General features: G+C 69.0%; 14 protein-coding genes. All 14 read left to right on the plus strand.

Annotation, left to right across the window (positions count from 1 at the left end; genetic code table 11):
• The first annotated feature begins 158 nt into the window (after positions 1-158).
• The 14 genes from H5T77_RS23580 (at position 159) to aroB (ending at position 15,642) form a co-directional block, all read left to right on the plus strand.
• Positions 159-1,157, plus strand: a complete 999-nt coding sequence (locus H5T77_RS23580; RefSeq protein ID WP_292653051.1) for an ABC transporter permease — start codon at positions 159-161, stop codon at positions 1,155-1,157.
• Between the two features lie 56 nt (positions 1,158-1,213).
• Positions 1,214-3,022: an ABC transporter substrate-binding protein gene (locus H5T77_RS23585; RefSeq protein ID WP_292653052.1), complete on the plus strand. Its 1,809-nt coding sequence runs from the start codon at positions 1,214-1,216 to the stop codon at positions 3,020-3,022.
• A gap of 128 nt (positions 3,023-3,150) precedes the next feature.
• Positions 3,151-4,143, plus strand: coding sequence for an ABC transporter permease (locus tag H5T77_RS23590; RefSeq protein ID WP_292653053.1), 993 nt, complete (start codon positions 3,151-3,153; stop codon positions 4,141-4,143).
• A gap of 33 nt (positions 4,144-4,176) precedes the next feature.
• On the plus strand, positions 4,177-5,538 hold the full coding sequence (locus tag H5T77_RS23595; protein ID WP_292653054.1) for a replication-associated recombination protein A: 1,362 nt from the start codon (positions 4,177-4,179) through the stop codon (positions 5,536-5,538).
• A 78-nt stretch (positions 5,539-5,616) separates the two neighbouring features.
• The gene (locus H5T77_RS23600) at positions 5,617-6,180 is read left to right on the plus strand and encodes a hypothetical protein (RefSeq protein WP_292653055.1); all 564 of its coding nucleotides are present in this window, start codon (positions 5,617-5,619) and stop codon (positions 6,178-6,180) included.
• On the plus strand, positions 6,177-6,491 hold the full coding sequence (locus tag H5T77_RS23605) for a DUF6167 family protein (protein ID WP_292653056.1): 315 nt from the start codon (positions 6,177-6,179) through the stop codon (positions 6,489-6,491). The genes H5T77_RS23600 and H5T77_RS23605 overlap by 4 nt, the downstream gene beginning before the upstream one ends.
• Before the next feature lie 8 nt (positions 6,492-6,499).
• On the plus strand, positions 6,500-9,184 hold the full coding sequence (alaS, locus tag H5T77_RS23610) for an alanine--tRNA ligase (protein WP_472850367.1): 2,685 nt from the start codon (positions 6,500-6,502) through the stop codon (positions 9,182-9,184).
• Complete coding sequence (gene ruvX, locus H5T77_RS23615) at positions 9,184-9,654, plus strand: Holliday junction resolvase RuvX (protein ID WP_292653058.1); 471 nt, start codon at positions 9,184-9,186, stop codon at positions 9,652-9,654. Before alaS ends, ruvX begins: the two co-directional genes overlap by 1 nt.
• Positions 9,651-11,222 (plus strand): endolytic transglycosylase MltG, encoded by a 1,572-nt coding sequence (gene mltG, locus H5T77_RS23620; RefSeq protein WP_292653059.1) that lies wholly within the window; start codon positions 9,651-9,653, stop codon positions 11,220-11,222. Before ruvX ends, mltG begins: the two co-directional genes overlap by 4 nt.
• A gap of 13 nt (positions 11,223-11,235) precedes the next feature.
• Complete coding sequence (locus H5T77_RS23625) at positions 11,236-12,072, plus strand: shikimate dehydrogenase (protein WP_292653060.1); 837 nt, start codon at positions 11,236-11,238, stop codon at positions 12,070-12,072.
• On the plus strand, positions 12,069-12,746 hold the full coding sequence (locus H5T77_RS23630; RefSeq protein WP_292653061.1) for a prepilin peptidase: 678 nt from the start codon (positions 12,069-12,071) through the stop codon (positions 12,744-12,746). Before H5T77_RS23625 ends, H5T77_RS23630 begins: the two co-directional genes overlap by 4 nt.
• 46 nt (positions 12,747-12,792) lie before the next feature.
• A complete protein-coding gene (aroC, locus tag H5T77_RS23635; RefSeq protein ID WP_292653062.1) occupies positions 12,793-13,971 on the plus strand; it encodes a chorismate synthase in 1,179 nt (392 codons plus the stop codon).
• 14 nt (positions 13,972-13,985) lie between these two features.
• The gene (locus tag H5T77_RS23640; RefSeq protein ID WP_292653064.1) at positions 13,986-14,516 is read left to right on the plus strand and encodes a shikimate kinase; all 531 of its coding nucleotides are present in this window, start codon (positions 13,986-13,988) and stop codon (positions 14,514-14,516) included.
• A gap of 16 nt (positions 14,517-14,532) precedes the next feature.
• A complete protein-coding gene (gene aroB, locus H5T77_RS23645) occupies positions 14,533-15,642 on the plus strand; it encodes a 3-dehydroquinate synthase (RefSeq protein ID WP_292653063.1) in 1,110 nt (369 codons plus the stop codon).
• The last annotated feature ends 100 nt before the right edge of the window (positions 15,643-15,742 follow it).

Below are 15,742 nucleotides of genomic sequence, written 5' to 3' on the forward strand. Positions count from 1 at the left end.
TGTCATAGATCGCTGTCGGTACCGAACCGTTATCTGTAGAGCCTCCCGCACCGCCTGCACTTGGCATAACTTGAGGCAGCGCGCTGGTTCGGGACTGCGCCAAGTGGTCTGGTCTTGGGCGAGCCGAGCCCGAGGCATTCGAACGGAGATCCGAGCGTATGACTGTGTCCGAAGTGTTGATCCAGGGTTCTGGTCCCGAGGTCGATCCGGAGCCGCGCACCAAGAAGGTCGCCGGCCGCTCGCCGATGCGAATCGCCATGGATCGGCTGCTCTCGGACAAGATCGCCATGCTCTGTGCCGGCATCGTCCTGCTCTACATCCTGATCGCGATCTTCGCCCCGCAGCTGTGCAGGCTGTTCGGTGTCGAGGTGCGGGCCGGGGACCCGGTGACCGACACCGACTCGTTCAACTACCCGGTCATCGGTCCGCCGAACTACGGCTTCACCTGGGAGGCTCCGCTCGGTCTGGAGCCCAACTCGGGCAACGACCTGCTGGCGGAATGGTTCTACGGCGCTCGTACGTCGATGATGGTCGCCTCCGTGGCCACGATCGTCTCCACGGTGGTCGGCGTCGTGCTCGGCCTGATCGCGGGCTACAGCCGTGGCTGGGGTGACCGGATCATCACGTTCATGACCGACCTGTTCCTCACACTGCCGTTCCTGCTCGTCGCGATCGCGGTCGCACCGATGATCATCGACCGCTGGGGGGACCAGCCGGCCTTGCTCGATTCCGCCTCCCTGATCGCGATGATCATCATCCTCTCGGTCTTCGGCTGGATGGGACTGACCCGTCTGGTGCGTGGCGAGGTCATCTCCCTGCGCGAGCGGGAGTTCATCGAGGCAGCGCACGTCCTCGGCATGCCGACCCGCCGGATCCTGTTCAAGGAGCTGTTGCCCAACCTGGTCGCGCCCATCGTGGTCTCGTTCTCGCTGATGCTGCCCGCGCTCATCGCTGCGGAGGCCTCGCTGGCCTACCTCGGTGTGGGCGTCACCGGCCGCCCGTCCTGGGGCCAGACGATCAACCGCGCCCAGGGCTGGTTCGAGGAGTACCCGCTGTACCTGTACGCGCCGATCATCGGGATCGTGGTCCTGGTCTTCGCGCTCAACCTGCTCGGAGACGCCATTCGTGACGCCTTCGATCCCAAGTCTTTCCGGTGATCACGTTGTCGGAGAGAGGCATCAAGAGCCCTGAAAGGTGGACACATACGATGCGAATGAAGAGAACAGCGATTGCCGCCAGTGCGATCGCTGCCCTGATGCTCACTGCTGCGTGCGGCGGGGGAGGCGGAGGGTCCGAAGGTAACGATGGCGAGTTCATCGAGGGTGGTGGCGCCGGCGCTGGTAAGGATGCCACCGCCGAAGGCCCGGTCAAGGTCCCGGCGGACGCCGCCGAGGGCGGCACCGTGTCGATCCTCACCTCGGTCGCGCCGCACACGCTCGACCCGACCCGGACCTACTACACCGACTCCGGTGCGATCATGTCCGGCCTGGTCACTCGCTCGCTGACGCAGTACGTCTACGACGAGGAGTCGAAGGACACCATCCTGGTCCCCGACCTCGCGACCGACCTCGGCAAGACCTCCGAGGACGGCCTGACCTGGACGTTCGAGCTCAGGGACGGCGTCAAGTACGAGGACGGCACCGAGATCACCGCCGAGGACGTGGCGTACGGCATCAAGCGGTCCTTCGCCATCGAGACGCTTCCCGACGGCCCGACCTACCAGACCACCTTCTTCGTCGACGGTGACAAGTACAAGGGTCCCTTCGCCGACACCGAGGCCGAGCTGAAGAAGCTCTCCGGCTACGAAGCCGGTAACGGCTGGTACGGCGGCGAGGACTACAAGGGCGTCGAGGTGGACGGCAACAAGGTGATCATCAAGCTCGCCCAGCCGTTCCCCGAGCTCGACTACTACGCCTCCTTCCCGGTGTTCTCGCCGATCCCGAAGGCGAAGGACACCGACCCGCTGGCCTATGAGTCGCACCCGATGGCGACCGGTCCGTACAAGTTCGCGTCCTACAAGCCGGGCGCCTCGCTCGAGCTGGTCAAGAACGACCAGTGGGACGCGGCCAGCGACCCCGGCCGGATCCAGGCCGTCGACGGCTTCAGCTTCAAGTTCGCCCAGGACACGGCCAAGCTGGAGAACACCATCAAGGGCGACAAGGGCGCTGCGCAGACCACGCTGACCTACGACAACGTGACCCCGCAGACCTACAAGTCCGTGAAGGAGACGGCTCCAGACAACCTGATCCTCGGCTCCTCGCCGTGCACGTTCATGGTCTTCATGGACCAGAACAAGATCAAGGACAAGAAGATCCGCGAGGCCATCGGCTGGGCCTACCCCTACCAGGCCGCGTGGAAGGCTGCCGGCGAGATCGTCGGTGTCACCCGTCAGCCGTCGACCGCGATCCTCCCCCCGGGGACCGCTGGTCGCGTCGACTACGAGTACCCCGAGGGCCAGGACGGTCAGACCACCGACCCGGAGAAGGCCAAGGCGCTGCTGAAGGAAGCTGGCGCGGAGGGCTTCGAGCTCAAGTGGTACTACGCCCGTGACGACGAGGAGGCTGTCGCAGTCAAGGACCAGCAGGTCAAGGCGTACGAGGCCGCCGGCTTCAAGGCGACCCCGCTGGCGTCGACCACGGAGACCATCCGTGACGACCGCAGCGACCTGAAGGCTGACATCAACCTGCGCAGCAGCGGCTGGTGCTCCGACTGGCCCTCGGGCGGCTCCTGGTTCCCGGCTCAGTGGGACGGCAAGCTCGCCAACACGGAGGGCATGCCGAACCCGGCCAACTTCAAGGAGGCCGACGCTGACGCCAAGCAGGCCGAGATCCTGAAGATGGACCCGGACGAGGTCCCGGGCGCCTGGGGCGAGTTCGACAAGTGGATGCAGGAGACCTACTACCCGGCGGTCACGATCGGGTACGCGGGCAGCGCGTTCATCAAGGGTTCGAAGCTCGGTGGAGTCTTCAACGAGCCGACCAAGGGCATGCCGACCCTGAGCACGATGTACGTCACCAAGTGACGTGACGGTCCGGCGCGGCTCCACGCGCCGGACCGGTTCGGCAACCGGGGTGCCACCCGACTCTCTGGTGGCACCCCCTCCGGGCGAGGAGCCCGTGACACGATCTCTAGAAAGCGAGACCCCTCACCATGCTCGGTTTTGTCGTTCGCAGGCTGATCTCGGCAGTGCTGGTGCTGTTCGCGGTCTCGATCGCGGTGGTGGCGATCTTCACCTACGGTCCGAGCGACCCCGCCAACGCGATGTGCCCCGAGCCGAAGTGCACGGTGGAGCGACAGGACGCGATCCGTGAGGCGCTCAACCTCGATGCGCCGATCCACGTCCAGTACGCCGAGTACATGTCCGGCATCGTCACCGGCCGCGAGATCAACGCCGGCTCGGAGACGTACGACTGCGAGGCTCCCTGCTTCGGGGTGAGCTTCATCTACCGGGTGAACGTCTGGGACGACATCAAGGACCGGATCGGGCCGACGGTGTCGGTGGCGCTCGGCGCGGGCGTGACGATCCTGCTGGTCGGCGTGCCGATCGGGATGTTCGCCGCCAGGCGCAGGGGCACCATGTCCGACAAGGCCGTCATCGGCGCCACGCTGGTGATCGAGTCGATCCCGTACTACCTGTTCGTCCTGCTCGCGTTCCTGTTCCTCGCGGTGGGGCTCGGCCTCTTCCCGCAGAAGGGCTACCACTCCTTCACCGACTCTCCGCTGCAATGGGCGTGGGCTCTGCTGCTGCCCTGGCTCGCGCTGGGGCTGGTCAACTCCTCCAAGTACGCGCGGTTCACCCGAGGATCGATGATCGAGGCGCTCAACCAGGACTACATCCGTACGGCCCGGGCCAAGGGGCTCAAGGAAGGCCGGGTCATCTACACGCACGCACTGCGGGCCGCGATCGTGCCGATCGTGACGATCTTCGGCATCGACTTCGGCACCCTGCTCACCGGAACGATCTTCACCGAGCTGATCTTCGACATCCCCGGCCTGGGGCTGCGTGCTCTCGAGGCGGTCGGACAGAGCGACCTGCCCGTGATCGAGGCGACGACGTTGATCTCGGCCGCGATCATCATCAGCAGCAACGTGATCGTCGACCTCTTCTACAGTGTCCTGGACCCCCGGGTGCGCATCGGCTGACCGAGTGTCGGTCCGCCCCCATAGGCTGGGTGTGTGGAGGGACTCTTCGATATCGCGCAGCCGTCCGGCCCGACCAGGGGCGGGTCGCTGTCTGACAGTGACCGTGCGTCCGCGCCGCTGGCGGTGCGGATGCGGCCGCGCACGCTCGAGGAGCTGGTCGGGCAGAGCTCGCTCAAGGCGGCAGGGTCGCCGCTGCACCAGGTCGTCGAGGGTGGTCAGTCGCTCTCGCTGCTGCTGTGGGGGCCGCCGGGGACCGGGAAGACGACCATCGCGAGCATCGTGAGCAAGTCCACCGACCGGCGCTTCGTGGAGGTCTCCGCCGTCTCGGCCGGGGTCAAGGAGGTGCGGGCGGCGATCGACTCCGCCCGGGCCGAGCTGGTCGCGACCGGCAAGGAGACGGTGCTCTTCGTCGACGAGGTCCACCGGTTCAGCAAGGCCCAGCAGGACGCGCTGCTGCCGGGCGTGGAGAACAGGTGGGTCACGCTGGTCGCGGCCACCACGGAGAACCCCTTCTTCTCGGTGATCTCGCCGCTGCTGTCGCGGTCGCTGCTGCTTCGGCTCGAGTCGCTGACCGACGACGACATCCGGGGCGTACTCATGCGTGCCTTGGAGGACGAGCGGGGCCTTGGCGGCTCGGTGACGATCAGCGACGAGGCGCTCGACCATCTCGTTCGCCTCGCCGGTGGTGACGCGCGCAGGTCCCTGACCTACCTGGAGGCTGCGGCCGGCGCGGTCTCGACAAGCTCGACCACCGGGGACAGCGAGATCACGCTCGAGGCGGCCGAGCGGGCCGTGGACCAGGCGGCGGTGCGCTACGACCGCCAGGGCGACCAGCACTACGACGTGGTCAGCGCGTTCATCAAGTCGGTGCGGGGGTCGGACGCGGACGCGGCGCTGCACTACCTGGCGCGGATGATCGAGGCGGGGGAGGACCCACGGTTCATCGCCCGGCGGTTGATGATCCTGGCGTCGGAGGACATCGGTCTGGCCGACTCGACGGCGTTGCAGACCGCGGTTGCCGCCGCGCAGACGGTGCAGCTGATCGGGATGCCCGAGGCCCAGCTCACCCTGGCCCACGCGACGATCGCGCTCGCCGTCGCCCCGAAGTCCAACGCGGTCACCAATGCCATCTTCGCCGCTCGCGCCGACGTCGCAGCCGGGAAGATCGGCAACGTCCCGCCCCACCTGCGCGACGCCCACTACGAGGGAGCGAAGAAGATCGGCCACGGGGAGACGTACAAATATGCCCACGACGAGCCCTTCGGGATCGCGACCCAGCAGTACGCACCGGACGCGGTGGCCGACGCCGAGTACTACCGCCCGACGGCCCACGGCGCTGAGGCGGGAGTGAAGGAGCGTTGGGAGAAGATCCGGGGCATCGTACGCGGCAGCTGACTGTGTTGGTCTCGACACGCCTTCGCCTAGCGGCTCCGGCGGCTCGACCAGCGGAGCGGGGCTATAGGGTTTGCGTCGATGAACTCGGTTAGCGTGCCCGCCTGGGTCCTGGGAACTGCGGCAGGGGTAGTCGTACTCCTGGCGCTGATCGTCGTGCTCTTCGCGCTCCGGGCGCGCCGCGCCGCGCGGCGCCGGCTCGCGGAGGCCGAGGCCAGCGAGGCCGAGCTGCGCGAGCGGCTCGAGGCGCTGGAGAAGCGAGTGACCCGGCCGGAGCCGCTGTCTCGGCGACGGCGACGCGAGGAACGGGCCGCCGAGAAGGAGTACGTGATCACCTCCCTCGGCGAGGACACGGACGACGGCGAGTCTGCTGAGGTGGAGCAGGTGGTGCGGCGTACGTTGACCGCACCGGCGTTCGCGGACGCCGTGTTTCGGGAGACCGTGGTGCACAGCGCCGCGCTGGTGCACGGGGTCCGCCGGGCGCTCTCGCCCGAGGTGCGGTTCAAGATCCGCTACGAGATGCACCGCGAGGTCAAGCGGGCCCGCAAGGACCGTAAGAGCGAGATGCGCGAGGCGCTGCGGGAGTACCGGGCGCGGCAGCGCGAGACAGTTGACGAGGACGTACGTATGGAGGACTCCCTATGAGAGGCGCGATCTGGTTCGTGGCCGGAGCCGGCGCCGGCGTGTACGCGATGGTCAAGGGGCGGCGGGCCGCGGAGGCCTTCACCGCCGACGGGCTGCGCGACCGCGCTCAGGCGCTCGGGGTCGGCGCGCGGATGTTCCGCGACGAGCTGGCCGCCGGCAAGGCCGAGAAGGAGATCGAGCTGCGGGAGTGGATCGAGACCCGAACCGCGGGACCGAAACAGATTGGCGCCACCGGTGCCCGTCAGCAGACACTTGGACTGAACGGGCCGACCGAGGACCCGAGGCAGAACACGGAAGGTAGTACCCCCTGATGGAGTGGTTGAGCACGGCGGAGATCCGCCGCCGTTTCACGGCGCATTTCGCCGAGAACACCGAGATCGGCGAGCACACGGTGGTGCCGTCGGCATCGCTCCTGCTCGACGACCCCAACCTGCTCTTCGTGAACGCAGGCATGGTGCCCTTCAAGCCGTACTTCCTCGGCCAGGCCACGCCTCCCTTCGACCGGGCGACGTCGGTGCAGAAGTGCATCCGTACGCCTGACATCGAGGAGGTCGGCAAGACCACCCGGCACGGCACCTTCTTCGAGATGTGCGGCAACTTCTCCTTCGGCGACTACTTCAAGGAGGGCGCGATCACGCTCGCCTGGGAGCTGATCACCAAGTCGGTCGCCGACGGCGGCTTCGGCTTCGACGAGTCGATCCTCTACCCCTCCGTGCTCAACGGCGACGACGAGGCGGTCGAGCTGTGGAAGAAGATCACCGGCCTGCCCGACGACCGCATCGTGCGGTTGCCCCCGAGCGAGAACTACTGGTCGATGGGCGTGCCCGGACCGGGTGGCCCGTGCTCGGAGATCCTGATCGACCGCGGCCCGGAGTTCGGCGCCGACCGTGACTGGGACGCCGGCGACCGCTACCTGGAGTTCTGGAACCTCGTCTTCATGCAGGACAACGTCGTCGCGGCGCGGTCCAAGTACGACGTCGACATCGACGGCTCCCTGCCGCAGAAGAGCATCGACACCGGCCTCGGGCTCGAGCGGGTCGCCTACCTGATGCAGGGCAAGGCGAACATGTACGAGACCGACGTCGTCTTCCCCGTCATCGAGAAGGCGATGGAGCTGACCGGGAAGAAGTACGGCGCGGCCTACGAGGACGACGTCCGCTTCCGTGTCGTGGCCGACCACGTGCGCTCCTCGCTGATGCTCATCGGCGACGGCGTGACCCCCGGCAACGAGGGCCGCGGCTACGTGCTGCGCCGCCTGATGCGCCGCGCGATCCGCAACATGCGCCTGCTGGGGTACGAGGACCCGGCGATGCCTGAGCTGCTGCCGATCTCCCGCGACAAGATGGGGGAGACCTACACCGACCTGCACAGCGAGTGGGACCGGATCAAGCGGGTCGCCGACGCCGAGGAGGAGGCCTTCCGCAAGACCCTCGCGGCCGGCACCCAGATCTTCGACCTCGCCGCGACCGAGGTGAAGTCGAGCGGAGCCACCACGTTCTCCGGTGACAAGGCGTTCCAGCTCCACGACACGTACGGCTTCCCGATCGATCTGACCCTGGAGATGGCCGCCGAGGCGGGTCTCGAGGTCGACGAGACGGGCTTCCGTGGCCTGATGACCGAGCAGCGCGAGCGGGCCAAGGCCGACGCGCGCGCCAAGAAGGGTCAGCACGCCGACCTGTCGGTCTACCGCACCATCCTCGACAGCTTTGGGCCGACCGACTGGCAGGCCTACACCACCCTGGACACCGAGTCGAAGCCGCTGGCTCTCCTCAAGGAGGGCAAGCCGGTCGACGTCCTCGGCCCCGAGGAGATCGGTGAGATCGTCCTCGACCGCACCCCGTTCTACGCCGAGTCCGGTGGCCAGTCCGCCGACGCGGGCATCATCGAGTTCGACGGTGGCCGCCTCGAGGTCGTCGACGTGCAGCGGCCGGTCAAGGGCCTGGTCGTGCACCAGGTCCGGGTGGTCGACGGCGAGTTCGCTGCACGCGGGGCTGCCGGTGGTCTGGTGCACGCCCAGGTCGACAAGGAGTGGCGTCTCGGCGCCCGCCAGGCCCACTCCGGCACTCACGTGGTGCACGCGGCGCTGCGCGAGGTGCTCGGGCCGACCGCGCTGCAGTCGGGCTCGTTCAACCGCCCGGGCTACCTGCGCCTCGACTACGGCTGGACCAAGGGCCTGACCCCGGAGCAGATGCACGAGGTCGAAGAGGTCTCCAACAACGCGCTGCGCGCCGACCTGCCGGTCGCCTGGGACTACATGACCCTCCCGCAGGCCAAGGAATGGGGCGCGATCGCGCTCTTCGGCGAGACCTATGACGACACCAAGGTCCGTGTCGTCGAGATCGGCGGCCCCTGGTCGCGCGAGCTCTGCGGCGGCACCCACGTCGACCACTCCGCCCAGATCGGCACGATCGTGGTCACCTCGGAGGCCTCGGTCGGCTCCGGCAACCGCCGCATCGAGGCCTACACGGGCGTCGAGGGCTTCAACTACCTCGCCCGCGAGCGCGACGTCGTCTCCGAGCTCAACCTGCTGCTCAAGTCGAAGTCCGACGACGTCGTCGGCCGGGTCTCCGACCTGATGGAGCGGCTCAAGGCCGCCGAGAAGGAGATCGCCCGGGCGCGTACGGCACAGCTGCTCGCCTCCGGTGGCACGATCGCGGCCACCGCAGTCGACGTCAACGGCGTCCAGGTCGTCGCCCAGCGGATCCCGGGCGTGGGCGGCGGCGACGCGCGCACGCTCGCCCAGGACGTACGCTCCCGGCTCGGTGACGCGCCGGCGGCCGTCGTGCTCTTCGGTGACGCTGACGGCAAGGTCGCAGTCGTGGCCGCGGTCAACCCCGCGGGCATCGCCAAGGGCGTCAAGGCGGGAGACCTGATCAAGGAGCTCGCGCCGGTCGTCGGCGGCCGCGGTGGCGGCAAGCCCGACTTCGCCCAGGGCGGTGGCACCGAGGTCGGCAAGATCGACGACGCCGTCGCGAAGGTCGAGTCGCTCGTGACGGGAGCTTGATGCGTCACGGCGTACGCCTCGGTCTCGATCCTGGTGACGCTCGGATCGGCGTCGCCAGGAGCGATCCCACGGGGTTCCTGGCGACGCCGCTGGAGACGGTCAAGAAGGGCCGAGGCGACCTCGCGCGGCTGCAGGCGATCGTCGCCGAGATCGCTGAGGAGTCGACAATGCTCGAGGTGGTCGTCGGCCTGCCCAGGTCCCTCAAGGGTGGGGAGAACCCGGCGACTGCTAAGGTCCGGGACTTCGCCGCGTCCCTGGCGCGTCGAGTGGCCCCGGTCCCGGTTCGTCTCATCGACGAACGACTCACCACTGTCTCCGCGGAGGCTATGCTCCGAGATCGAGGTCGCAAGGGCCAGGACCGGCGAGCAGTTGTGGACATGGCCGCTGCGGTCGTGATCCTGCAACACGCATTGGACAGTGAGCGCGCTTCGGGGACCGCGCCTGGAGAGATCGTCGAGGTCGGTCAATGAGTGAGCGCTACTACCCCCCGGACCCGCGCGACCCGCGTCGCCCTGGTCAGGGGTCACCTGGTCGCGATCCGCGCGGCGGCTACCCGCCACGGCAGCAGCCCCCGCACGATCCTCGACAGGGCCAGCGGCCGGATCCGCGAGACCCCCGGCAGGATCCCCGGGATCCGCGCCGGATGCCGCCGCAGATGCCTGGCCAGATGCCGCCTCAGCAGCCGGGTCAGCCGGGTCGCCGCCCGGGGCCTCGCCCGATGCCCGGCAGCGGCATGCCCCCGCCCGCGTACGGCCAGCAGGAGCCCCCGCCCGGATACGGTCAGCAGCAGCCTCCGCCCGGTTACGGCCGGCAGGAGCCCCCGCAGCGTCCCGGTGGCTACGGCGAGCCGGGCTATGAGCAGCAGCCGGGCTTCTTCGACGGTGGTGGTGGTCCTCCGGATCACGATCGGTACTTCGACGAGGAGCCGCCCAAGCGCAAACGCCGCTTCGGTGGCTGCCTGGCCGTGCTGGTGGCGATGGCCGTCGTGGTCGGCGGCTTCTACTTCGTCGGCGACCGCGCGGTCGACTACGTCAAGGACATGGTCGCGCCTCCGGCCGACTATGCCGGCCCGGGCACGGACCCGGTCTCGTTCGAGGTGCACGAGGGTGACTCGGTCTCGGCGGTCGGCCGCAACCTGAAGGACGCCGGCGTGGTGAAGTCGGTCGATGCCTTCATCGACGCGGCCAACGCGGAGGCGCTGACCGTGCAGGTCGGCTTCTACCCCTTGAAGAAGGAGATGAAGGCCGCCGACGCCGTCGAGGTCCTCGCCAACCCGGAGAACATCGACACGGTCAACGTCACCATCACCGAAGGATCGCGCGCCAAGGCGATCTACAAGGTGCTCGCCGAGAAGACCGGGAAGAAGCCGGCCGACTACAAGTTGGCCGCCCAGGACACCGAGGCGATCGGGCTGCCCGACTACGCCAAGGGCAACGTCGAGGGCTACCTGTTCCCGGCGACGTACGCCTTCCCGCCCGATGCCACGCCGACCGAGATGCTGGCGATGATGGTCGACCGGTATGAGCAGGCGCTCGGCGACAACGACATCGAGGCGCGTGCCAAGCAGCTCAAGTGCGGCGACGGCAAGGCGTGCACGGCCGAGCAGATCATGACCGTGGCCTCGCTCGTCGAGGCCGAGGGGCGTGGCGAGGACATGGCCAAGATCGCCCAGGTGATCTACAACCGAGTAGAGAACCCCGGCACGGCAGGCCAGGCAGGCTTCTTGCAGATCGACGCGACGGTCAACTATGCGCTCGGGAAGTCTGGAAGCACCGAGCTCGGTGGCGTCGACGTACAGACCGTCGACTCGCCCTACAACACCTACACCAACAAGGGCTTGCCTCCGGGGCCGATCGGCGCCCCGGGCGACGCCGCGATTCAGGCCGCGCTCAATCCGACTGAAGGTGACTGGTACTACTACGTGACCGTCAACCTGAAGACCGGTGAGACGAAGTTCGCCAAGAACTATGAGCAGTTCTTGAAGTACAAGGCCGAGTACAAGGCCTACTGCCGTTCAACCAAGTCCAAGAGCTGCTGAGGAGAAGACCTGCGTGAAGTGTGCCGTCCTGGGTGATCCGATCGATCACTCGCTCTCGCCGGTGTTGCACCGAGCCGCGTACGCCGAGCTGGAGATGTCCGACTGGTCCTACAACGCCACGCGGGTGGCTGCCGGCGGTCTGGCCTCCTATGTCTCCAGCCTCGGTGGCGACTGGCCGCCGAGCCGGTGGCGTGGGCTGTCGGTGACGATGCCGCTCAAACGGGAGGCGTACGAGCTGGCGCGGTCGATCTCGCCGCGGGCGCGGCTCGTGGGCGCGGTCAACACACTGGTGCGCTCCTCGCACGGCTGGGTCGGGGACAACACCGACCTGCCCGGGGCGGTCGCGGCGATCCGGGAACGTGCCGGCGCCGACTTCTCGTGCGCCTCCGGTGCGATCCTGGGTGCGGGCGCGACCGCGGCGTCGACCGGCCTCGCGCTCGCCGAGCTCGGTGCCTCCCGGATCACGCTGCTGGCCCGCAACCCTGGCGCGGCGGGGGAGACGATCGAGATGATCTCGCGTCACCGCAGCAAGCCGGTGGTCTCGGTGCTGCCGCTGGACGCGGCAGTCGACGGTGTAGACGTGGTCGTCTCCACCGTCCCGGCGAAGGCGCAGACCCCTGAGCTCATCGACCGTTGGGCGTCCACTCCGGTCGTCTTCGACGTCGTCTACGACCCGTGGCCCTCGCCGCTGCTCTCGGTCGCGCCCGGCGTAGCCATCAGTGGTCTGGACCTGCTCGTGCACCAGGCTGTGCTGCAGTTCGAGCTCTTCACCGGCCGCGCCGCCCCGCTGGAGGCCATGCGGGCAGCGGGGGAGAAGGCGCTGAGGATCACGGAGCCGTCACCGGCATGAGCCCCGGGGCGGTCGTGCTGGTGAGCGCCGCCCTCGCCGCGCTGCTCGCTCTCGGGGTGCCGGCACTGCTTCGCCGTCTCCCCGAACCAGCCGACGACCCGCCGGCGTCGCCCTATGTCGACCTGGCCGGATCGGCCTTGCTCCTCCCGCTCGCGGTGAGCGTCTCCGCGGCGGTCGCCGCGCTGCTGGCCTGGCAGGTCACCCCGTCGCGGCTGATGGTCTTCCTGGCTCCGCTCGTGCCGCTGCTGGTGCTGCTGGCCTACGTCGACTGGCGGGTGCAGCGGCTGCCCAAGCAGCCGATCCTGGCCGCCACGGTCGTGGGGCTGCTGGGGGTCGGTTTCGAGTGGCTGTGGGTGCGCGACACCGGAGCCGTCATCGGCGCGGTCGTCGGGCTCGTCCTGGCCCGCTCGGCGTTCTGGCTGCTGTGGCGACTGATGCCCCACGCGATGGGCTTCGGCGACGTACGGCTCGCAGCGCTCGTCGGCCTGGTCCTCGGTCGCCTCGGCTGGGACGAGCTCGCGGTCGGGCTCTGGTCCGGGCTGGCGGTCTTCGGCCTCTGGGGCATCGGACGTGCGCTCGCGCGGCGCTCGCGGGAGGCGATGCGCGAGCCCCTGGCGTACGGGCCCTTCATGATCTTGGGGATGCTCCTCGGCGTGCTCGCCGTCTCGGTTTGAGCCCGGGTGCACGGGCTGGTGCGGTCGGGATGAAAGACTGACGTCCATGTTGCGTTGGCTCACTGCGGGCGAGTCCCACGGTCCGTCCCTGACGGCCGTGTTGGAGGGTCTGCCCGCCCATGTCCGGATCACCTCTGACGACATCGCTGATGCCCTGGCCCGGCGCCGGCTCGGCTACGGGCGCGGTGCCCGGATGAAGTTCGAGAAGGACCAGGTGCGGATCACCGGCGGCGTACGCCACGGGGAGTCCCAGGGCGGACCGGTCGCGATCGAGATCGACAACACCGAGTGGCCCAAGTGGGAGACCGTGATGGCCTCCGACCCGGTCGACCCGGAGGTGCTGGCCGGCCAGGCCCGCAATGCGCCGCTGACCCGGCCGCGGCCCGGTCACGCCGACCTGGTCGGGATGCAGAAGTACGACTTCGACGACGCCCGCCCGATCCTGGAGCGCGCCTCGGCCCGTGAGACCGCGGCTCGGGTCGCCCTCGGCGCGGTCGCCTCGGCCTTCCTGGAGCAGACCCTCGGCGCCCGCCTCGTCTCCCACGTCCTGGAGATCGGCGGGGTCCGTACGCCGAGCGTCGAGGTTCCTTCGCCTGAGGACGTGGCGCGCCTCGACGAGGACCCGGTGCGGGTCCTTGACCCCGACGGCTCCAAGCAGATGGTCGCCCGGATCGACCAGGCCCACAAGGACGGCGACACCCTCGGCGGTGTCGTCGAGGTCGTCGTCCACGGCCTGCCGCCGGGCCTCGGCTCCCACGTGCACTGGGACCGACGGCTCGACGCCCGCCTGGCCGGTGCGCTGATGGGCATCCAGGCGATCAAGGGGGTCGAGGTCGGCGACGGTTTCGAGCTCGCCGCGACCCCGGGCTCCCAGGCCCACGACGAGATTGTTCCTTCCGAGGACGGCATCCGGCGTGCGACCGGGCGCTCCGGCGGCACCGAGGGCGGCATGTCGACCGGCGAGATCCTGCGCGTGCGCGCCGCGATGAAGCCGATCGCGACCGTGCCCCGGGCGCTGCGCACCGTCGACGTCGTCACCGGCGAGTCGACGGTGGCGCACCACCAGCGCTCCGACGTCTGTGCGGTGCCCGCCGCCGGCGTCGTCGCCGAGGCGATGGTCGCGCTCGTCCTGGCCGAGGCCGCGCTGGAGAAGTTCGGCGGCGACTCGGTCGGGGAGACCGCGCGCAACGCCAAGTCCTACCTCGAGAACCTGAGGCTGCGTTGAACTCCCGGGCTCTGATGCCGGCTGTCGTGCTCGTCGGCCCGATGGGCGCGGGCAAGTCGACTGTCGGGGCGCTGCTCGCCTCCCGTCTCGGGGTCGCCCTGCGCGACACCGACGCGGACATCGCGGCCGCTGCGGGCAAGAGCGTGCAGGACATCTTCGTCGACGAGGGCGAGGAGCACTTCCGTACGGTCGAGGCCTCCGCTGTCGCGGCGGCACTCGCCGAGCACGAGGGTGTCGTCTCCCTCGGCGGCGGTGCTGTCTTGGCAGAGCAGACCCGAGCCCTGCTGGAGGGGCACACGGTCGTCTACCTGCGTGTCGGGGTCGCGGACGCGGTCAAGCGCGTCGGGCTCGGCTCGGGACGTCCGCTGCTGCTCGGCAACGTACGCGGGCGGATCAAGGCGCTCCTGGAGGAGCGCGCACCCATCTATGAGTCCGTCGCGACGCTGGTCGTCGACACCGACGACCGCACGGCGGCCGATGTGGCCGACGAGATCGCCGCCGCGCTGAGCGGGCAGAACCCCGCCGCGGCGGGAAACCGCAACTGACACGACGGAGCAGACGTTGAACGAGACAGTCATTCGGGTCGAGAGCGCTGCGCCTTACGACGTCGTGGTCGGCTCCGGCCTCGCCACGCGTCTGCAGGGGCTCTTGGGCGACTCTGTGCAGCGGGTGGCGTTCCTCTACGCCGCGGAGCTGGCCGAGCAGGCCGAGCCGGTGGTCCAGGAGCTGCTCGAGCACTACGACGTGCTCGGCCTCGGGCTGCCCAGCGGCGAGGCGCAGAAGACCGTCGCGGTCGCCGCCGACTGCTGGGAGGCGCTGGGGGAGAGGGGCTTCACCCGTTCTGACGCAGTGGTCACCTTCGGTGGCGGCGCGACAACGGACCTCGGTGGCTGGGTCGCGGCCGGCTGGCTGCGTGGTGTGCGCGTCGTACACATCCCCACCACCGTGCTCGCCATGGTCGACGCCGCGGTCGGCGGCAAGACCGGGGTCAACACCGGCGCTGGCAAGAACCTCGTCGGCGCCTTCCACGAGCCCGCTGGCGTGCTGTGCGACCTCGCGCTGCTCGCGACCCTGCCGGAGGCAGATCTTGTCGCCGGACTCGGTGAGGTCGTCAAGTGCGGCTTCATCGCCGACCCGGAGATCCTGCGGCTGGTCGAGGCTGCGCACATCGCGGGCGACAAGATCACCGCCGACTCGCCGGTCCTGGCCGAGCTGATCGAGCGCGCGATCCGGGTCAAGGCCGAGGTCGTCGCCGCCGATCTGAAGGAGACCGGCGGTGCCGACGGCCACCCCGGCCGCGAGACGCTCAACTACGGCCACACCCTCGCCCACGCCCTCGAGAAGCACTCCGGCTACTCGATCCGCCACGGTGACGCGGTCGCCGTCGGGTGCGTGTTCGCCGCCGAGCTCGCCCGCCTCGCCGGCGTCCTCTCCGACGACATCGCCGCCCGGCACGCCCCGACCTTCGCGAAGGTCGGCCTCCCGACCACCGTCGAGGAGCTGGGCGTCGAGGCCGGCTTCGACGACCTCATCGGCGCCATGCGGGTCGACAAGAAGGCCCGCGGCTCCGTCCTCCGCTTCCTCGTCCTCCACGACCTCGCCGTGCCCCGCATCCTCACCGGGCCGTCGGAGGAGCAGCTGCGGGAGGCATACGCCGTTGTCGGTGGATGAAGCTGGCGCGACGATGCCGGTTTGCTCGCTATGACAGAGGGTCTGACCTTGTGAATCGTTCACAAGGTCAGACCCACTGTCATAGCGAATGAAAGAGCCG

Origin of the sequence: Nocardioides sp. (assembly GCF_014360585.1) — a bacterium.
GTDB lineage: Bacteria > Actinomycetota > Actinomycetes > Propionibacteriales > Nocardioidaceae > Nocardioides.

Excerpts from the sequence above, each read along its gene's own strand:
- H5T77_RS23580 (WP_292653051.1), top strand. The coding sequence starts at position 159 with ATGACTGTGTCCGAAGTGTTGATCCAGGGTTCTGGTCCCGAGGTCGAT.
- H5T77_RS23585 (WP_292653052.1), top strand. The coding sequence starts at position 1,214 with ATGAAGAGAACAGCGATTGCCGCCAGTGCGATCGCTGCCCTGATGCTC.
- H5T77_RS23590 (WP_292653053.1), top strand. The coding sequence starts at position 3,151 with ATGCTCGGTTTTGTCGTTCGCAGGCTGATCTCGGCAGTGCTGGTGCTG.
- H5T77_RS23600 (WP_292653055.1), top strand. The coding sequence starts at position 5,617 with ATGAACTCGGTTAGCGTGCCCGCCTGGGTCCTGGGAACTGCGGCAGGG.
- H5T77_RS23605 (WP_292653056.1), top strand. The coding sequence starts at position 6,177 with ATGAGAGGCGCGATCTGGTTCGTGGCCGGAGCCGGCGCCGGCGTGTAC.
- ruvX (WP_292653058.1), top strand. The coding sequence starts at position 9,184 with ATGCGTCACGGCGTACGCCTCGGTCTCGATCCTGGTGACGCTCGGATC.
- mltG (WP_292653059.1), top strand. The coding sequence starts at position 9,651 with ATGAGTGAGCGCTACTACCCCCCGGACCCGCGCGACCCGCGTCGCCCT.
- H5T77_RS23630 (WP_292653061.1), top strand. The coding sequence starts at position 12,069 with ATGAGCCCCGGGGCGGTCGTGCTGGTGAGCGCCGCCCTCGCCGCGCTG.
- aroC (WP_292653062.1), top strand. The coding sequence starts at position 12,793 with ATGTTGCGTTGGCTCACTGCGGGCGAGTCCCACGGTCCGTCCCTGACG.
- H5T77_RS23640 (WP_292653064.1), top strand. The coding sequence starts at position 13,986 with ATGCCGGCTGTCGTGCTCGTCGGCCCGATGGGCGCGGGCAAGTCGACT.